Below are 15,894 nucleotides of genomic sequence, written 5' to 3'. Positions count from 1 at the left end.
CGCGCCTCTTGCCTCGCCCCGTTTAGGGGGAGAGGGAAGGCGAAGCCCGGCTTACCGGGCGGAGCAGGGTGAGGGGCAGCGCCGACGTTGATCGTTAGTGTTCGACGTTGGCACTGCCCCTCATCCGCCCTTCGGGCACCTTCTCCCCGTAAACGGGGAGAAGGAAAGATGGCGTCGACGTTACCCCGCCGCCTTCAGCGCCTTTTCGATATCCTCAAGCAGGTCATCGGCGTCTTCCAGCCCCAGCGAAATGCGCAGCGTGCCGTCGCCGATGCCGAGCTCAGCGCGCGCCTCGTCGGTCAGGTTCTTGTGCGTGGTCGTGGCCGGATGGGTGATCAGGCTCTTGGAATCGCCGAGATTGTTGGAGATCAGGATGATATCCAGCGCGTTCTCGAAGGCGAAGGCCGATTTCTTGCCGCCCTTCAAGTCGAGGCAGATCAGTGTCGAGCCACCCTTCATCTGCTTCTTGACGATGTCGGCCTGCGGATGGTCGGCGCGGCCCGGATAGATGACGCGCGAAACTTCCGGCCGGCCGGCGAGGAAATCGGCGACTTTCGAGGCGTTCTCGCTCTGCTGGCGCACGCGCAGTGGCAGCGTTTCCAGGCCTTTCAGCAGCGTCCAGGCGTTGAATGGCGACAGGCTCGGCCCGGTGTGGCGGAAATAGTCGTGCAAATTCTCGTCGATCCACTCCTTGTCGGAGAGGATGACGCCGCCGAGACAGCGGCCCTGGCCGTCAATGTGCTTGGTGGCCGAATAGACGACGATATGCGCGCCGAGTTCCAGCGGTTTCTGCAAGAGGGGCGTGGCGAAAACATTGTCGACCACCAGCTTTGCGCCGATCGAATTGGCAAGGGCTGCGACCGCTGCGATGTCGACCACTTCCAGCGTCGGGTTGGTCGGGCTTTCCAGGAAGAACAGCTTGGTGTTGGGCTGGACCGCCTTTTCCCAGTTCTCGATCTGGGTGCCGTCAACCAGCGTCGCCTCAATGCCGTATCGCGGCGCCAGCGTCTCGACCACCCAGCGGCAGGAGCCGAACAGCGCGCGCGCGGCAACGATATGATCGCCGGCCTTCAGGCTGCACAGCACCGCGGCGGTGACGGCGGCCATGCCCGACGCCAGTGCGCGCGCGTCTTCAGCGCCTTCAAGGGCGCACATGCGCTTTTCGAACATGTCGACAGTGGGATTGGCGTAGCGCGAATAGATGAAGCCGGGCTCTTCGCCCTTGAAACGGGCCTCGGCGGCTTCCGCCGTGTCGTAGACATAGCCCTGCGTCAGGTAGATTGCCTCGGCCGTCTCGCCGAAACCGGAGCGCAGAACGCCGGAATGAACGAGTTGCGTTGCGGGCTTCCAATTCTGCTTCTTGTTCGTCATAGCCTTGATCCAAACACAAAAAAACCGGCCGCGAAAAGTCGCATGCCGGTCCACAGACGGCCCTTTAGCGACTTGTTTAACGTGGCTGCAAGCCGACCGGCCAAATCACCACGGGATAACGGTCCTTTAGACCCCGTGCCTTCTTGCGTCAATGCCGGACATCGTTAAACCTCGCCCCTTCATCGCAGGAGTAGAAGTTTGCGGCAGTCGGGTATTCTTCCGGATCGGGACATCGCAGCGCTTTTCCAGTCGGGGGCGCTGGTTGCTGCGCGTCCGCTCGACAATGACCAGATCCAACCGGCCAGCCTCGATCTCAGGCTCGGCGAAAAGGCCTGGCGGGTGCGCGCCAGCTTCCTGCCGGGTCCAGGCCACAAGGTGAGCGAAAAGCTCGACCGGTTGCGCCTGCACGAGATCGACCTGACCGCCGGTGCTGTGCTGGAAACCGGCTGCGTCTACATCGTGCCGCTGCTGGAGCGCCTCGCTTTGCCGACGACGATCTCGGCCTCGGCAAACCCGAAAAGCTCGACGGGCCGGCTCGACATCTTCACCCGGGTCATGACCGACAACGGCCAGGAGTTCGACAAGATACCGGCCGGCTATTCCGGGCCGCTCTATCTCGAAGTCAGCCCGCGCACCTTTCCCATCATCGTGAGGACGGGTTCGCGCCTGTCGCAGATACGCTTCCGCACCGGCAATGCGCTGCTTTCGGAAGCGGAGCTGCAGGAGCTGCACCGCACCGAGACGCTGGTCGCTTCCGACACGCCTAACATCTCGGGCGGCGGCATTGCGCTTTCCATCGATCTCAACGGCGACAAGGATGGGCTGGTCGGCTATCGCGGCAAGCATCACACCGGGCTGGTGGACGTGGACAAGCGCGCCGCGCAGGACGCGCATGATTTCTGGGAGCCGCTCTACAAGCGCGGCGCGGGCGAACTGGTGCTCGACCCGGATGAATTCTACATCCTGGTCAGCCGCGAGGCCGTGCATGTGCCGCCTGGCCATGCCGCCGAGATGACGCCTTTCGATCCGCTGGTCGGCGAATTCCGCGTCCATTATGCCGGTTTCTTCGATCCCGGTTTCGGCCATTCGAAGGCCGGTGGCACCGGCAGCCGCGCCGTGCTGGAAGTGCGCAGCCACGAGGTGCCGTTCATCCTTGAACATGGGCAGATCGTAGGCCGCCTCGTCTATGAGCACATGCTGTCGCGGCCGCAGGCGCTCTACGGTACCGATCTCGGCTCGAACTATCAGGCGCAGGGCCTGAAGCTTTCGAAGCATTTTCGCACCGATAGCTGACGGCGCAGCCTGCGCATAACACGCAGCCACGCCATCAGGTATTATTCGCGAAACGCGTGCTGCAGCTGCTCGGTGAACGGCTTGGTCAGATAGGATAGCGCCGTGCGCATCCCGGTCTGGATGAAGGCCTCTACCGGCATGCCGGGCTTCAGCTGGATGCCTTCGAGCTTCTTGATCTCGCCATCGATCAGCGTGATTTCGATCGGGTAATAGACCTCGCCGGTGGCCTGATCGGTGGTCACGTCGGGCGCGATGGTGGTGACGTCACCCATCAATTCCGGGGTGACGCGCTGGCTGAGCGAGGTGAAGCGCAACCGCACTTCCTGACCGATATGGATGTTGTCGATGTCGCGCTGCCCGACCCGCGCCCTGACGATAAGCGCGTCGCTTTCGGGTATGATCAGCATCAACGGCTCGCCCGAGCCGATCACGCCGCCAACGGTGTAGACGTTCGACTCGTGGACATAGCCTGAAAGCGGGGCCGTGATATCGATCCGCTTCAGCTTGGCGATCGCCGCCGTGCGCTGCTCTTCGAGCGTCGCCAGCTTGGCGCGGACCTCGCCCAGCGTGGTCAGCGCCTCGCTGCGCCACTCCTCGTCTTCCTGGATGATGCGAAGCTTGGTTTCGCTGATCGTCCCGCGCAAGCGACCTATCTCGGCCTGGATCTGGCCCATGTCGCCATCCAGCATCGCGCCCTGCCGCTCCAGTGCCAGGATACGGCTTTGCTCGACAAGACCCTTGGCGCGCAGCGTTTGCAGCGATTCCAGCTCGCGGCCGAGAATTTCCACCTGCCGCTGCTTGGCGGCGAACTGGGACTCGAGGCCGGAAATCTGCCCGCCGATCTGCTCGACCTGCTCGGCAAGTTGCTTTTTCTTGCCCGTGAGCGCGTCCAGCTTCGATTTCAGAAGCTTCTGCTGCCCCTCGAGAATGGTCTGCAGCCGGCCGCTGTTCTGGTCCCCCGCCAGGCTCTCGGGCAGGTCCAGTGCCGGCCGCATGTCACGCTCTGCTTCCAGGCGCGCACGCTCGATCAGGAACTCGTCCCTCTGCGATTCGATGATGGCGAGGTTGGCCCTTGTTTCGGTGTCGTCCAGCCGGATGAGGAGATCGCCGGCATTGACGTGGTCGCCGTTGCGCACCGCAAGCTTGGCGACGATGCCGCCTTCAAGATGCTGCACCTTCTTGGCATTGTTCAGAACCGACATCTTGCCGCGTGCGATGACGGCGCCGGCGATATCGGTGGTCGCAGCCCAGCCGCCAACGCCTCCGACGAGGAGGAGGACGACGAGAACGCCGAAGACCTGCGTCATGCGCAGCGATTTTTGCGTTACGCTCATGATACGCGCACCGGACCTACGCTGAATTTGGAGATGTTCTGCGCGGCTGGCTGTGGTTGGGGCTGAGGCTGTGGTTGCGGTGTGGCCACACGGGTCACTTTCTTCAGAACCTCTTCCTTGGGTCCGAACTCGACCTGCGCGCCGTCGGCCATGAACAGCAGCTGGTCCACCGCATTCACGGCACTCGGCCTGTGGGCCACGACGATGACGGTGGTGCCGTTCTTGCGCAGCGACAATATGGCGTTGTGGAGTGCGGCATCGCCGATGGAATCCAGATTGGAATTCGGCTCGTCGAGAATGATCAGCGCGGGGTCACCATAGACGGCCCTTGCCAGGGCGACACGCTGCCTCTGTCCCGCCGACAGCTGCACGCCGTCGATGCCGAGCTGGGTGTCGTAGCCATTTTCGAAGCCGAGCGACAGTTCGTGAACGCCGGCAAGCTTGGCTGCGGCGATGATCTTGTCGGGAGTCGCATCGGGATCGAAACGGGAAATGTTCTGCGCCAGCGTTCCCGGCAGCAGGGCGGCGTCCTGCGGAAGATAGCCGATATGCCTGCCGAGCGTGTCGCGGTCCCACTGGTCGAATTTGGCGCCGTCCAGCCGTACGTCTCCCTGGGTATGCGGCCAGATGCCGAGCAGGGCCTTGGTCAGCGTTGTCTTGCCCGAACCGGAGGGCCCAATAATGCCCAGGCCGGCGCCGGGCTCGAGCGAGAACTGCACGCGCGAAACGAGCGGCTTTTGTTTTCCCGGAGCAAGGCAGGCAAGTCCCGAAACGCTGAGCCGTCCCACCGGCTTCGGCAGGGCCATCGGCGAATGGCCGGCCTGCGCGTCGGCGCTCAGCAGTGCCTTGAGGCGTGCCCAGGACCGCCGTGCGCCGATCATCATGCGCCACTGGCCGATCAACTGGTCTATCGGCGCCAGCGCCCGCGACATGATGATCGAGCCTGCAACCATCGCGCCGGGCGTGATCTGCTGCTTGATGGCCAGCCATGCGCCGACCGCCAGGATTCCCGACTGAAACAGCAGGCGCAGCGATTTCGAAAGCGACGACAGCATCGTGGCGCGATTGCTCGTCGCGCTGTGAAGTCCCATCGCCTTGGCCTTCTGCACGAGCCAGCTGTCATTCAGCGCTCCGCTCATGCCCAGCACCGTGACGATCTCGGATTGCCGGCGTACTTCCTCGGCAAAGCGATGAGCGTCTTCGGAAGCCGTTGCCGCAGACATCTGCCGCTTGCTGGTCAGGAGTTCGGTCAGCACCGCCAACACGACAAGAACGATGGCGGCAGCGAGCGCGAAGGTGCCCATCACCGGATGGAAAATATAAATGGCCGCGATGTACACCGGAACCCATGGCACATCGAAAAAGGCTGCCGGCCCCGCGCTGGAAAGGTAGCTGCGCACGGTGTCGAGGTCGCGCAGCGGCTGAGCGCCGGCCTTGTCAGGCGAGCGCCAGGTCCGGCGCACGACAGCCAGGAAGGTGGGCGCCTGGAGCACCTCTTCCATCCGCTCGCCTATGCGCGAGAAGACGCGCGCGCGCACTGCGTCTATCAGCGCCATGAAGGCGAACAGCGCACAGATGAGGATGGTGAGAGCAACGAGCGTTGGCACGCTTCCGCTCGAAAGCACGCGATCGTAGATCTGCAGCATGAAGAGCGGGCCGCTCAGCATCAGCAGGTTGATGACGCAGCTGAACAATGCGAGCGACAAGGTGGCCTTCCAAAAGGTCCCCTTGGCCTCCTCCATGCCGTCGACTTTTCGCATAGTTCCCCGATGATAGATGCTTGCCAAAAAGGCGATCCGTTCGCCGAACTCTACCGCTGGTCGCAGTAATACACGATCCGTATGAAATCAAAAGAAGATGCCGCATATCGAAATTAGCTGACAGAAAGATTACTTCAACTGTCACCTGAGGACATCATTACTAAACAATGGTAGCCGGACGCAGCCATCGTCCCGCCCGCGTCCGGTCGCACGCAGGCGGTTGATTTGTGAGCGGATGATTGGGTCAGAACTCGGCGCTGGCAAATATCTTCAATTGCACATTTGCTGAGGCGCTCGTTGCCGAGGAGACGAAGTATACATGCGCGCCGGTGATCCGGCCGAAGCCGCTGAAGGTATAGGAGGAGACCGTTGTGGGCGCGTTCAAGGACAATTCGATCTCCTGGATGGTTGTTGTCGGCACGACCCGCTTCGCAACGGTGTAGGGCGCGATTGTACGGAAGCCGCTGCCGCTGACCACCGCTCCGCTGAAGAGCGCGTAAGCGACCTCGAAATAGCGCCTGCACAGCATTTCCTCCAGCGCCGCAGGGCGGGTTTCGAACGGCGTCGGCCATGGCCCATGTTCAACCTGGACGTCGGCGAATGTGGTTTCCAGACCCGCCGAGATGGTGAGCTTCAGGTCGTCGGCCTCTCCACTGCCGAGCGTGAAGGTGGTGTGGCGGCGGCCGGTACCGGACGGGATGGTGCCTGTCTGCGTGCCGAGCGTCACGGTCAGGTTCCGGCTGGGCGAGTCGACCGAAACCGTAACGACCGAACCGGGCAGGCCGGATTTCTCGATGGTCTGGCTGATCGCCCCGATGAGTGAAAAGCGTCCGGCTGCGACAGTGACCGAACAGCCGGTGCCTTCCGCTTTCCAGCGGTCGTAGCCATAGCCGGTGAGCGCGCCGCCGGCAAAACCGCGCTGATTGATTGTGCCGCGGCCGTTGATGATGGCGTTGCGCAATCCCCCCAGCGGGCCGGAATTCAGGCTGCGCAGGCAAGTGTCGCCCGTCGCATTGTTGATGCGGACCGCTTCCACGAAGGTGCTTCCGTCGGCACTGACCTTGAACAGCAGGTCGTTGTTGCCGATCAGGCCGATTTCGGCGCGGCCGGAATAGGCCGCCTGAAGCATCAGCGTGGCACGCGCGCCAGCATTGGCCTTGTTGATCGTGAGCTGGTGGTCGCTGCCCTCATGGCTGAACAGCGATGCGGCGCTGGCGATTGCAAGCCGGTTCGTCGTGTCGGCCGTCGCGTTGACGCCGAGCGACAGGAAATTCTCGACGACGCTTTGCCACGCCCCGCCCTTTCGCACCATCAGCTTCGCCTCGTCGGTCAGCCAGGCCAGCCAGCCGTCCCGCGGGACGAAGAACCGCCAGCCGCCGTCGAGAAAGCAGGCGATCTGCCCGGCATGGCCGGCCCACTCGCCCGTAGCGCCGGATGCCACGATGTGGCGGGCACCGTCCGCCGGCGAGCCTGGCGGTGAAGTGCGGTTCCGGTCCGCGACCGCCAGCTGCACGATGGCGTCGAGCGCGGTCAGCGCCTCGTTGTGGGTAACGTGCTTCTGCGCCTGGGATGGCATCAGAAGCGGAAGATTGAGATTGCGACTTTCCATGGCGAGGGTCCCGATTGTTGAGACCCGAAGTATCGGCCGTGCACGAAAGACGGGGAAAAAGACGCCCCGTTTTTGTTCCGTCAACGGAAACGGTCACTTGGCCGAGGCTGGATGACGGAAGTAATTAATCAACAAAATCAGGGTGAAAGGCGCATGCAGACGAAGTGGGAAGCGCTGGTTTCGAGCGACAGCAGTGCTTTCGCTCGAAATGTTCTTCCCCCATTCGCCAGGCCGGTGCTTACGACCGGCCGTATCTGTCCTCGAAGCGGACGATGTCGTCTTCACCCAGATAGGAGCCCGACTGCACCTCGATCAATTCGAGGTCGATCTTGCCGGGATTTTCCAGAGCGTGGATTTCGCCGAGAGGAATATAGGTCGACTGGTTCTCCGTGAGCAGGATCGTCTCCTTGCCCTTGTGGACCTTGGCCGTTCCCCGCACGACGATCCAGTGTTCGGCGCGGTGGTGGTGCATCTGGACCGAAAGCTTGGCGCCGGGCTTGACCGTGATGCGCTTGACCTGGTCGCGCTCGCCGAAATCGATCGAATCGTAGTGGCCCCATGGCCGATAGACCTGGCGATGGTTGAGATGTTCGTGACGGCCGTCGGACTTGATCTGCTCGACCACGTCCTTGACCTTCTGGACCTGATCCTTGTGGGCGATCAACACCGCGTCCTTGGTCTCGACGACGATAAGATCCTCGACGCCGATCACGGCAACCAGGCGCCCCTCGGCGTGGACTAGATTGTTCGTGCTGCCGATGGAGATGACGTCGCCGCGGAATGCGTTGCCTTCCGCATTCTGCGCCTGCACTTCCCACAGGGCCGACCAGGAGCCGATATCGCTCCAGCGCGCATCAAGCGGCACCACGACTGCATCCGAGGTTTTCTCCATGACGGCATAGTCGATGGAGTCGGCCGGGCATGCCTTGAAGGCTTCCGCGTCGATGCGCACGAAGTGCATGTCCGTCTGCGTGTTCGATATCGCGCGATCGCAGGCCGCGACCATTTCCGGATTATGGCGCTTGAGTTCCTCCAGATACCGGCTGGCGCGGAACATGAAGATACCGCTGTTCCAGTAATACTCGCCCGTCGCCAGATAACCCTCTGCGGTTTCCCGGTCGGGCTTCTCCTCGAAGCGGCTCACGGCGAAGCCCGCGCCGATTTCGCCGCCGCGCTTGATGTAGCCGTAGCCGGTCTCGGGACGGCTGGGCACGATGCCGAAAGTCACCAGCTTGCCTTGTTCGGCCAGCGGCACGGCCGCCCGGATGGCGTCCTGAAAGCGCGCGACATCCTGGATGAAGTGGTCGGCGGCCAGCACCAGCAGAAGCGGGTCCTGCCCCTGGCGCGTCGCCAGCAATGCGGCAAGCGCTATCGCGGGTGCCGTATTGCGGCCCACCGGCTCCAGCAGGATCGTGGCCTGCTCCTTGTCGATCACGCGCATCTGGTCGGCGGCCAGAAAGCGATGCTCCTCGTTGCATATGAGCAGCGGGCTCTCAGCGCCCAGGCCTTCAAGCCGGATCACCGTGTCCTGCAGCAGCGTCCGTTCGCCGGTAAGAGCAAGGAACTGCTTGGGATAGAGGTGACGCGACAGTGGCCAAAGTCTCGAGCCGGAACCGCCGGCCATGATTACTGGCAAAAACATGAACTGCTATTTCTCCTTACCGGCCGAAGTCTTGCGGGCTCACCTATACTGGACGCGTTGGTGATGGCAAATCTGATTCCCGTTTGCTGTGGGCGAAGTTGCCCGCTTTACCAGCCGGAACCGCGCCCCCGATTATCGAGATAGAATGATTTGCCTCTGAGCCATGTGCGAGGCGAGGGGTGATTGCGAAAAGCCCTGAGAACGCTGCCAAGTGAAGCTGCAGGCGCCCCATTGAAGAATTCGGCGCGGGCGCGGGCAATCGTCGAAACCAGTTCGAACGCCGCAATCAGCTCGCGGTCGCCGTTTCCGGTCATCTCCTCGTGCAGCACCCGCACCATCTGCAGATTGGCGTCGTGGACATCCCGATAGGACTTCCATGTCGCTCCCATCGTTCTTGATCCGCTGTGCGAATTGTAGCGATAGACGGCCGAATTCAGGAATATCCGCTTCCGCGACAGGCCAAACAGCTTCAGCATCATGTCGCGGTCGGCGCCCAGGCCGATATCGCAGCGAAACGGCCCGGCTTCGCGCAGAAGTCCGGTGCTGATGATCCGGCTGTTGATGGTTGGCACGGCAAACAGCAGCGATGCGGTGCTCATCTCGCGGGCGTGATGATCGCTCTTCCAGTTCGGCTTGCCGTCGACCGCGATCTCGGCCTCTCCTGTACCGATGTCGGCAAGGCTTTCCTGTGTCTTGCGCCAAAGCTCGGTCATGCCGCCCAGAAGGAGATCGTCGGAGTTAAGCCAGACGAGATATTCGCCCCGCGCGCTGGCAATCGCCTTGTTCAGGCCCTCATAGAGCGACCGGTCCGGCCCTTCGATCAGCGTGACCGGTGCATTGCGCAGAAATTCCAGGGTTCCGTCTGTGGAGCCGCCATCGGCCACGACGATCTCGACATTTCCGGTGGGGATGGCCGACTTCACCGACTCGATCGCATCGCGAATGTGCGGCATGCCATTCAGGCAGGGCATGACAATGCTGAGGATCGAAGCCTCCATCGAGAGTTCCGAGTTCCGCCTTCAACAGGCGGAAAGTGAAAGGGCGCGACCGGAGCCCCGCGGGAAGGCAACAATCACATTTCGGTTGGCCAGGTTATGCAAAGTCATGCGGCCGACAAAGCCAGTAGACATGATTACTGGTTGCATCAAGCCTGCTTCCTTTCTAACACGGCTGGCCGGCCGCATTTGGCCGTTATGCGAAGGATAGTCGGGGAGACCACGTGAAATCACCTTTCAAGGCTTATGACGTTCGCGGACAAATTCCCGATGAGATCAACGCTCCCTTCGCCTACCGTTTTGGGCAGGCGGTCGCCAGCCTGCGCAACCCGTCTGCCGTGGTCGTCGGGCACGACATGCGCCAGGACAGCCCGGCATTTGCTGCAGCACTCGCGCAGGGCCTGCTCGACAGCGGCGTGAGCGTCCTGCCGGTCGGGCAATGCGGCACGGAAGAGGTGTATTTTCACACCGAGCACTCGGGCGCCGACGCCGGCATCATGGTCACGGCCAGCCATAATCCGGAAAACTACAACGGCTTCAAGATGGTGCTGGAAGGCGCGACCGCTGCAACGCGGGAAAATGCGCTGAATGACATCGAAAAGCTCGTTCTGTCGAACACGGTCATTCCGGCTGTTTCAGATTACGGCTCGCGTGGAGCGCTGAAGCCTCTGCTCGATCGCAATGCCTATATCGAGCGGCTGTTGCAGCAGGTCAAAGGCGTGAAGCTGAAGCCGATGAAGATCGTCTGCCACGCCGGCAATGGTTGCGCCGGCCCGATCATTGATCTCCTGGAAAAGCATCTGCCATTCGAGTTCATCAAGATCGACCACGAGCCCGATCCGACGCTGCCCAACGGCATTCCAAACCCGCTGCTGCCGGAAAAGCGCACGCGCGCCAGCCAGGCGGTCATCGACCATGGCGCCGATCTCGGCATTGCCTGGGATGGCGATTTCGACCGCTGCTTCCTCTACGATCACAATGGCCGCTTCATCGAGGGCTATTATCTGGTCGGGCTGATCGCGCAGACGATGCTGCGCTGGGCTCCCGGCTCGACGATCCTTTATGATCCGCGCCTGACATGGAACACCATTGACGTGGTGACGGCGGCGGGTGGCGTGGCCAAGACCTGCCCGACGGGCCACGCTTTCTTCAAGCACATGATGCGTCAGGAAAACGCCGTCTATGGCGGCGAGATGAGCGCGCACCACTATTTCCGTGATTTCGCCTACTGCGATTCCGGCATGCTGGCCTGGCTGGCGATCGTCGTCGAGCTTTCGACCAGCGGTGCCACGCTTGCCGAACTGGTCGAGCAGCGCATTGCCGCATTTCCCTGTTCGGGCGAGATCAACTTCACGGTGGCCGACGCGAAACTGTCGCAGGAAAAGATCGCCGAGCGTTTCCTGCCTCAGAATCCGCTGGTCGAATCCATCGATGGCCTGAGCATGGCGTTCGACGACTGGCGCTTCAATCTGAGAGCGTCCAACACCGAGCCGCTGCTGCGGCTCAATGTCGAGACCCGCGCCGACACCGCCCTTTTGGCAAAGAAGGTGTCAGAGCTTTCGGATCTGATCCGGGCGGGCTGAACCGCTCTAGCGAGTGGGCGGCTCAGGCGACGTTGAGCCGCGCTTCGCCCTTCTCGACATGTTCGCGGAACCACGCATAGGCGTCTTCCAGGCCGGTTTTGAGGTCGTATTTCGGCCGCCAGCCCGTCTCGAACAGGCGCGAAACGTCCATCAGCTTGCGTGGCGTGCCATCCGGCTTGGTCGGGTCGTTGCGGATTTCGCCCTCGAAACCGACGATGGAGGCCACCAGCTTGGCAAGCTCGAGGATGGTGATGTCTTCGCCCGAACCGACATTCACATGACCGTCGCCGGAATAGGTCTTGAGCAGGGAAACCATGGCGTCGGCGGCGTCATCGACATGGAGGAATTCGCGCTTCGGCGTTCCCGAGCCCCAGATCGTCAGCTGCTTTTCGCCTGCAAGCTTCGCTTCATGCGCCTTGCGCATCAGAGCCGGGATGACGTGGCTCTTTTCCAGGTCGAAATTATCGCCGGGGCCGTAGAGGTTTGTCGGCATCGCCGAGATGTAATCGACACCATGCTGGCGGCGATAGGCCTGGCAGAGCTTAAGGCCGGCGATCTTGGCGATGGCATACCATTCGTTGGTCTCCTCGAGCGGTCCGGTCAGCAGCGCGTCTTCCGGGATCGGCTGCGGCGCGAATTTCGGATAGATGCAGGACGAGCCGAGGAAGATCAGCTTGCCGACCTCGCTGCGGAAAGAAGCTTCAATGACATTCGTCTCGATGACCAGATTTTCGTAGAGGAAATCGGCGGGATAGGTGTCGTTGGCGAGAATGCCTCCGACTTTCGCAGCGGCCAGGACCACGGCATCGGGCTTGCGTTCGGCGATCCAGCGCCGCACGCCGGACTGGTCCCGCAAATCGAGCTCCGAGCGGCTTGCCGTGAGGATCTCGCAATCCTCGTCCTTCAGCCTGCGCACGATTGCCGATCCGACCATGCCGCGATGGCCCGCGACGAAGACGCGCTTGTTTTTCAGGGAATAAAGATCGGTCATGGTCAATCCTATCATGTCGGGTATCCGTCGCATCGGAAACCCTATTCCGTCTCTCGCCGGCTTTAAACTTTCTCCCTATCCCATCCCGGGGAAAGTTGAAGCGAAAAACGCGGGCATTCAATAAGTGAGCGGGCGAGCCAAAGCAGGGCTTTGACCCGCGAACCGGCAAAAAAATGTGCCGCCGCAGTTTCCAGGCTCATATAGCTTCGCAAGCGCGACATCAAAAGCCGGTCGAGCCCTTTTTCGGCCCATTTGCGGCAGAGGGCGCCAGCTGCCTGTTCTATGCGGTGGGGATTTTGCTGGCGCTTGCGCTCGATGTTCGCGCCGATAACGGGAAGAACCTGCAGGAAAAACCCCTTAAGCGCGAGTGCCAGGAACCAGTCGCAGTCCTCGAACCGCCGCAAGGTTTCGTCCTGTCCCCCGGCCGCTTCAACGGCCCACCTGCCGTTCAGGATGATACAGGAACCCGGCGAGAACCAGCAGCCGGCGGCGAAATCCAGCGGGTCATGCGACGGTCTTGGCCGCCTGATACCCAGCGATTTGCCGTCTTCATCGCAGTCGATCCAGCCGCAGCCATAGATGGCTGTGTCGTTCGGGCGCTGCTGCTGGTCTTCCTGCACGAGCGCCCAGCGGCGGCCGAGCGTGTCGGGCAGAAGAGCGTCATCGCTGTCGAGAAAGGTTATCCATTCGGTAGTGCTGGCCGCCAAACCCGTGTTGCGCGCGCCCGCCGCCCCCTTGTTCTTGTCATGCCGAATGAGGCGCAGCCGCAATTGGCGCGTGAATTCAGGCCGGATGAGCATCGGTGTTTCGGAAGCGTCATCGACCACGATGACCTCGGCCGGCACAACCTCTTGTGCGGCCACGCTTTGCAGCGCGCGGTCGAGCGCGCCCTGGCGGTCATGCACCGGGATGATCAATGTCATCGGGATTTCAGGTTTTCCGGTCATGAAATGCGGTGGGTTCGGATGCACTTGGCTTTTAGGATAATCGATACTTCTAGAGCATCGGACCGAAAAGTGGATACCGGTTTTCGGAATGTTCCGATGCGTGTCTTAAAGTGTGTCGGCGCTGTCTGCGAGTGTGAACGGGCCTGTTCTGGCAAAAACGGGAAAAATCGCTAAAACGCAGATCGGCAAATTTGTCGATGACAATGGAAAGGATATTGCATGGCGGTGATGGTGACGGGCGGGGCCGGTTATATCGGCAGCCACATGGTCTGGAAACTGCTGGACCAGGGCGAAGAGGTCGTCGTCGTCGATCGCCTGAGCACCGGCTTCGATTGGGCCGTGCCCGCAGAGGCCGAACTGGTTGTCGGCGACATTGCCGACCAAGCGCTGATCGAAGCGACGATGAAGCGCAAGAAGGTCGATGCCGTCATCCATTTCGCCGGCTCGATCATCGTGCCGGAATCGGTTTCCGATCCGCTCGGCTACTATCTCAACAACACGGCCAAGTCGCGCGACCTGATCGAGAGTGCCGTGCGCTCGGGCGTCAAGAATTTCATCTTTTCGTCGACCGCTGCCGTTTATGGCAGCCCGGAGCGCATTCCGGTTGCCGAAAATGAGGCGGCGGCACCTGAGTCGCCATACGGCACCTCCAAGCTGATGACGGAACTGATGCTGCGCGATGCCGCCGCCGCACATGACCTCGATTATACGATCCTGCGCTATTTCAACGTGTCCGGCGCCGACCCGAAGATGCGCACGGGCCAGTCGACCAAGGGCGCTACCCACCTGATCAAGGTCGCGTCCGAAGCCGCGACCGGCAAGCGCGACTACATGGAAGTCTACGGCACCGACTATCCGACGCCGGACGGCACCTGCGTGCGCGACTACATCCATGTCAGCGATCTGGCGAACGCGCATTACCTGGCGCTCAAGCGCCTGCGCGACGGCGGCAAAAGCATCATCGCCAATTGCGGTTACGGCCAGGGCTATTCGGTTCACGAGGTCATAGATGCGGTCAAGCGCGTCGTCGGCCATGATTTCGAAGTGCGCACCCGCGAACGGCGCCCGGGCGATGCGGTGGCGATCGTCGCCAATGCCGATCTGGCAAAGTCGGAATTCCAATGGAAGCCCGAATACGACAACCTCGAAACCATCGTTTCCCACGCCATCCAGTGGGAAGAGATGCTGAAGAAGCGTAATACCTAGATACGGTCGGTCTCCGGCCCGGTCAGCAATGCGATGAAGTGGCTGACGACCGCTTCCTCGCTGAAGCCGCCTGACAGGAAGCGCTGGTAGCCGGCAGCACCTTGTGTGCGCAGCAGTTCAGGATTTTGCAGATAGGCGTCGACGGCGTTGCTGATGTTCTTGTCGAGCGCTTCCGGTTCAGATGCCGGGATGAGCGTGCCCGAAACGCCGTCCTCGACGATTTCCTTGCAGCCTTCGAGATCGGTCGCCAGGCAGGCGATACCGCTTGCTGCCGCTTCGATGAGGATGCGCGGGATGCCTTCGCCGTAGCGCGTCGGCAGGCAGACAAGATCGACGTCGCGCAGCAGGGCGGGCATGTCCGTCACCTCGCCGAGGAAGGAAATGGCGGGCTCCTTGCGCAGTTCTTCAGGGGAATAGCCGTCGGGATCGTGGGGCTCGATCATGCCGGCCACGATGAACTCGATATCCGCGCGATTTGCGTATTGCTTGGCCGCATCGATGAAGGCGTCGAGCCCCTTCGCCTTCAAAAGCCGCGACGCAAACAGCACCTTGATGCCGGGGCGAGCGGCTTTCCCGGCGACCGGATAAAATATGTCCGGGTTGACCCCGGCGCCGTTGATGACTGTGGAATTGTCGTTGCGGATCAGACCGTCCGAGAGCCAGAGATTGCGGTCGTGCGAGGTCTCGAAAGTGAAATAGACGCCGCGCCGATCCGACAGGAAACGTATCGCCCGCCGCACGATGGAGCGTGCTGCGGAAGCGGTGCCATTCGACGCCGCCCCCGGCGACATCAGGCGGCCGAGGCCGGGGATGGTGACGAGTATGCGGCGCGGGCCTCTACCCGCCAGCCGTGCCAGAATGGCGGCAAATCCCGAAAAGACAGCCGGCTTGAGCGTTATCAGATGCACGGCGTCGGGGTTCATAGCTGCAATCAGCCGTGCTGAGCGCGCGACGATCGCCAGATCGCCGAGCGGCCGAAACGAGAAACGTTCGATCGGCATATGAACGAAGGTCCAGCCTTCCGGCTTGCGCAAGGGCTTTTCCTGCCCGCCGGTGACGACGGTCACCTCTGCGCCTGCCTGCACGAGCTTCTCGACGACGGCGAGCCGGTGGCGCAGGAAATATTCCTGGTCGTTGCAGATGACGACGACTTTCGTCATGCC

Annotated in this window: 12 protein-coding genes and 1 riboswitch; of the genes, 3 read left to right on the top strand and 9 right to left on the bottom strand. The window is 61.8% G+C overall.

The genetic code is table 11. The features are described 5' to 3' along the window. Positions 1–180: 180 nt before the first annotated feature. Positions 181–1,371 (bottom strand): O-succinylhomoserine sulfhydrylase, encoded by a 1,191-nt coding sequence (locus tag DZG07_RS21725; protein WP_091917876.1) that lies wholly within the window; start codon positions 1,369–1,371, stop codon positions 181–183. A 44-nt stretch (positions 1,372–1,415) separates the two neighbouring features. Continuing rightward, a riboswitch (SAM riboswitch) is annotated at positions 1,416–1,493 on the bottom strand. 76 nt (positions 1,494–1,569) lie between these two features. Between DZG07_RS21725 and DZG07_RS21720 the strand changes: the two genes are divergently transcribed. Next, positions 1,570–2,664 carry a 2'-deoxycytidine 5'-triphosphate deaminase gene (locus DZG07_RS21720; protein WP_119820805.1) on the top strand — a complete coding sequence of 365 codons (1,095 nt, stop codon included), beginning with the start codon at positions 1,570–1,572 and terminating at the stop codon, positions 2,662–2,664. Between the two features lie 41 nt (positions 2,665–2,705). Here DZG07_RS21720 and DZG07_RS21715 read toward each other — a convergent pair whose 3' ends face one another. From DZG07_RS21715 to DZG07_RS21695, 5 genes are all read right to left on the bottom strand, one after another. Then, positions 2,706–3,998, bottom strand: a complete 1,293-nt coding sequence (locus DZG07_RS21715; RefSeq protein ID WP_119820802.1) for an HlyD family type I secretion periplasmic adaptor subunit — start codon at positions 3,996–3,998, stop codon at positions 2,706–2,708. Next, positions 3,995–5,704 (bottom strand): type I secretion system permease/ATPase, encoded by a 1,710-nt coding sequence (locus tag DZG07_RS21710; RefSeq protein ID WP_162931692.1) that lies wholly within the window; start codon positions 5,702–5,704, stop codon positions 3,995–3,997. Before DZG07_RS21710 ends, DZG07_RS21715 begins: the two co-directional genes overlap by 4 nt. A 298-nt stretch (positions 5,705–6,002) precedes the next feature. Beyond that, positions 6,003–7,367: a DUF2793 domain-containing protein gene (locus DZG07_RS21705; protein ID WP_119820797.1), complete on the bottom strand. Its 1,365-nt coding sequence runs from the start codon at positions 7,365–7,367 to the stop codon at positions 6,003–6,005. 238 nt (positions 7,368–7,605) lie between these two features. After that, the gene (locus tag DZG07_RS21700; protein WP_119820794.1) at positions 7,606–9,009 is read right to left on the bottom strand and encodes a mannose-1-phosphate guanylyltransferase/mannose-6-phosphate isomerase; all 1,404 of its coding nucleotides are present in this window, start codon (positions 9,007–9,009) and stop codon (positions 7,606–7,608) included. 107 nt (positions 9,010–9,116) lie between these two features. Continuing rightward, complete coding sequence (locus DZG07_RS21695; protein WP_119820792.1) at positions 9,117–10,007, bottom strand: glycosyltransferase; 891 nt, start codon at positions 10,005–10,007, stop codon at positions 9,117–9,119. 221 nt (positions 10,008–10,228) lie between these two features. Between DZG07_RS21695 and DZG07_RS21690 the strand changes: the two genes are divergently transcribed. Next, entirely contained in the window at positions 10,229–11,587 is a 1,359-nt protein-coding gene (locus DZG07_RS21690) for a phosphomannomutase (protein ID WP_119820789.1), read from the top strand. A 22-nt stretch (positions 11,588–11,609) separates the two neighbouring features. Here DZG07_RS21690 and DZG07_RS21685 read toward each other — a convergent pair whose 3' ends face one another. Continuing rightward, positions 11,610–12,578 carry a GDP-L-fucose synthase gene (locus DZG07_RS21685; RefSeq protein WP_119821968.1) on the bottom strand — a complete coding sequence of 323 codons (969 nt, stop codon included), beginning with the start codon at positions 12,576–12,578 and terminating at the stop codon, positions 11,610–11,612. Between the two features lie 62 nt (positions 12,579–12,640). After that, positions 12,641–13,501, bottom strand: coding sequence for a glycosyltransferase family 2 protein (locus DZG07_RS21680; RefSeq protein WP_162931691.1), 861 nt, complete (start codon positions 13,499–13,501; stop codon positions 12,641–12,643). A gap of 243 nt (positions 13,502–13,744) precedes the next feature. Here DZG07_RS21680 and galE point away from each other — a divergent pair, with 243 nt between their 5' ends. Further along, positions 13,745–14,731, top strand: coding sequence for a UDP-glucose 4-epimerase GalE (galE, locus tag DZG07_RS21675; protein ID WP_091914106.1), 987 nt, complete (start codon positions 13,745–13,747; stop codon positions 14,729–14,731). Here the strand turns inward: galE and DZG07_RS21670 are convergent. After that, complete coding sequence (locus DZG07_RS21670) at positions 14,728–15,891, bottom strand: glycosyltransferase family 4 protein (RefSeq protein WP_119820783.1); 1,164 nt, start codon at positions 15,889–15,891, stop codon at positions 14,728–14,730. The genes galE and DZG07_RS21670 overlap by 4 nt on opposite strands. Positions 15,892–15,894 lie beyond the last annotated feature (3 nt).

This window comes from Mesorhizobium sp. DCY119, from assembly GCF_003590645.1.
Taxonomy (GTDB): Bacteria; Pseudomonadota; Alphaproteobacteria; order Rhizobiales; family Rhizobiaceae; genus Mesorhizobium_M.
This window is presented reverse-complemented; position numbering and strand designations above follow the sequence as displayed.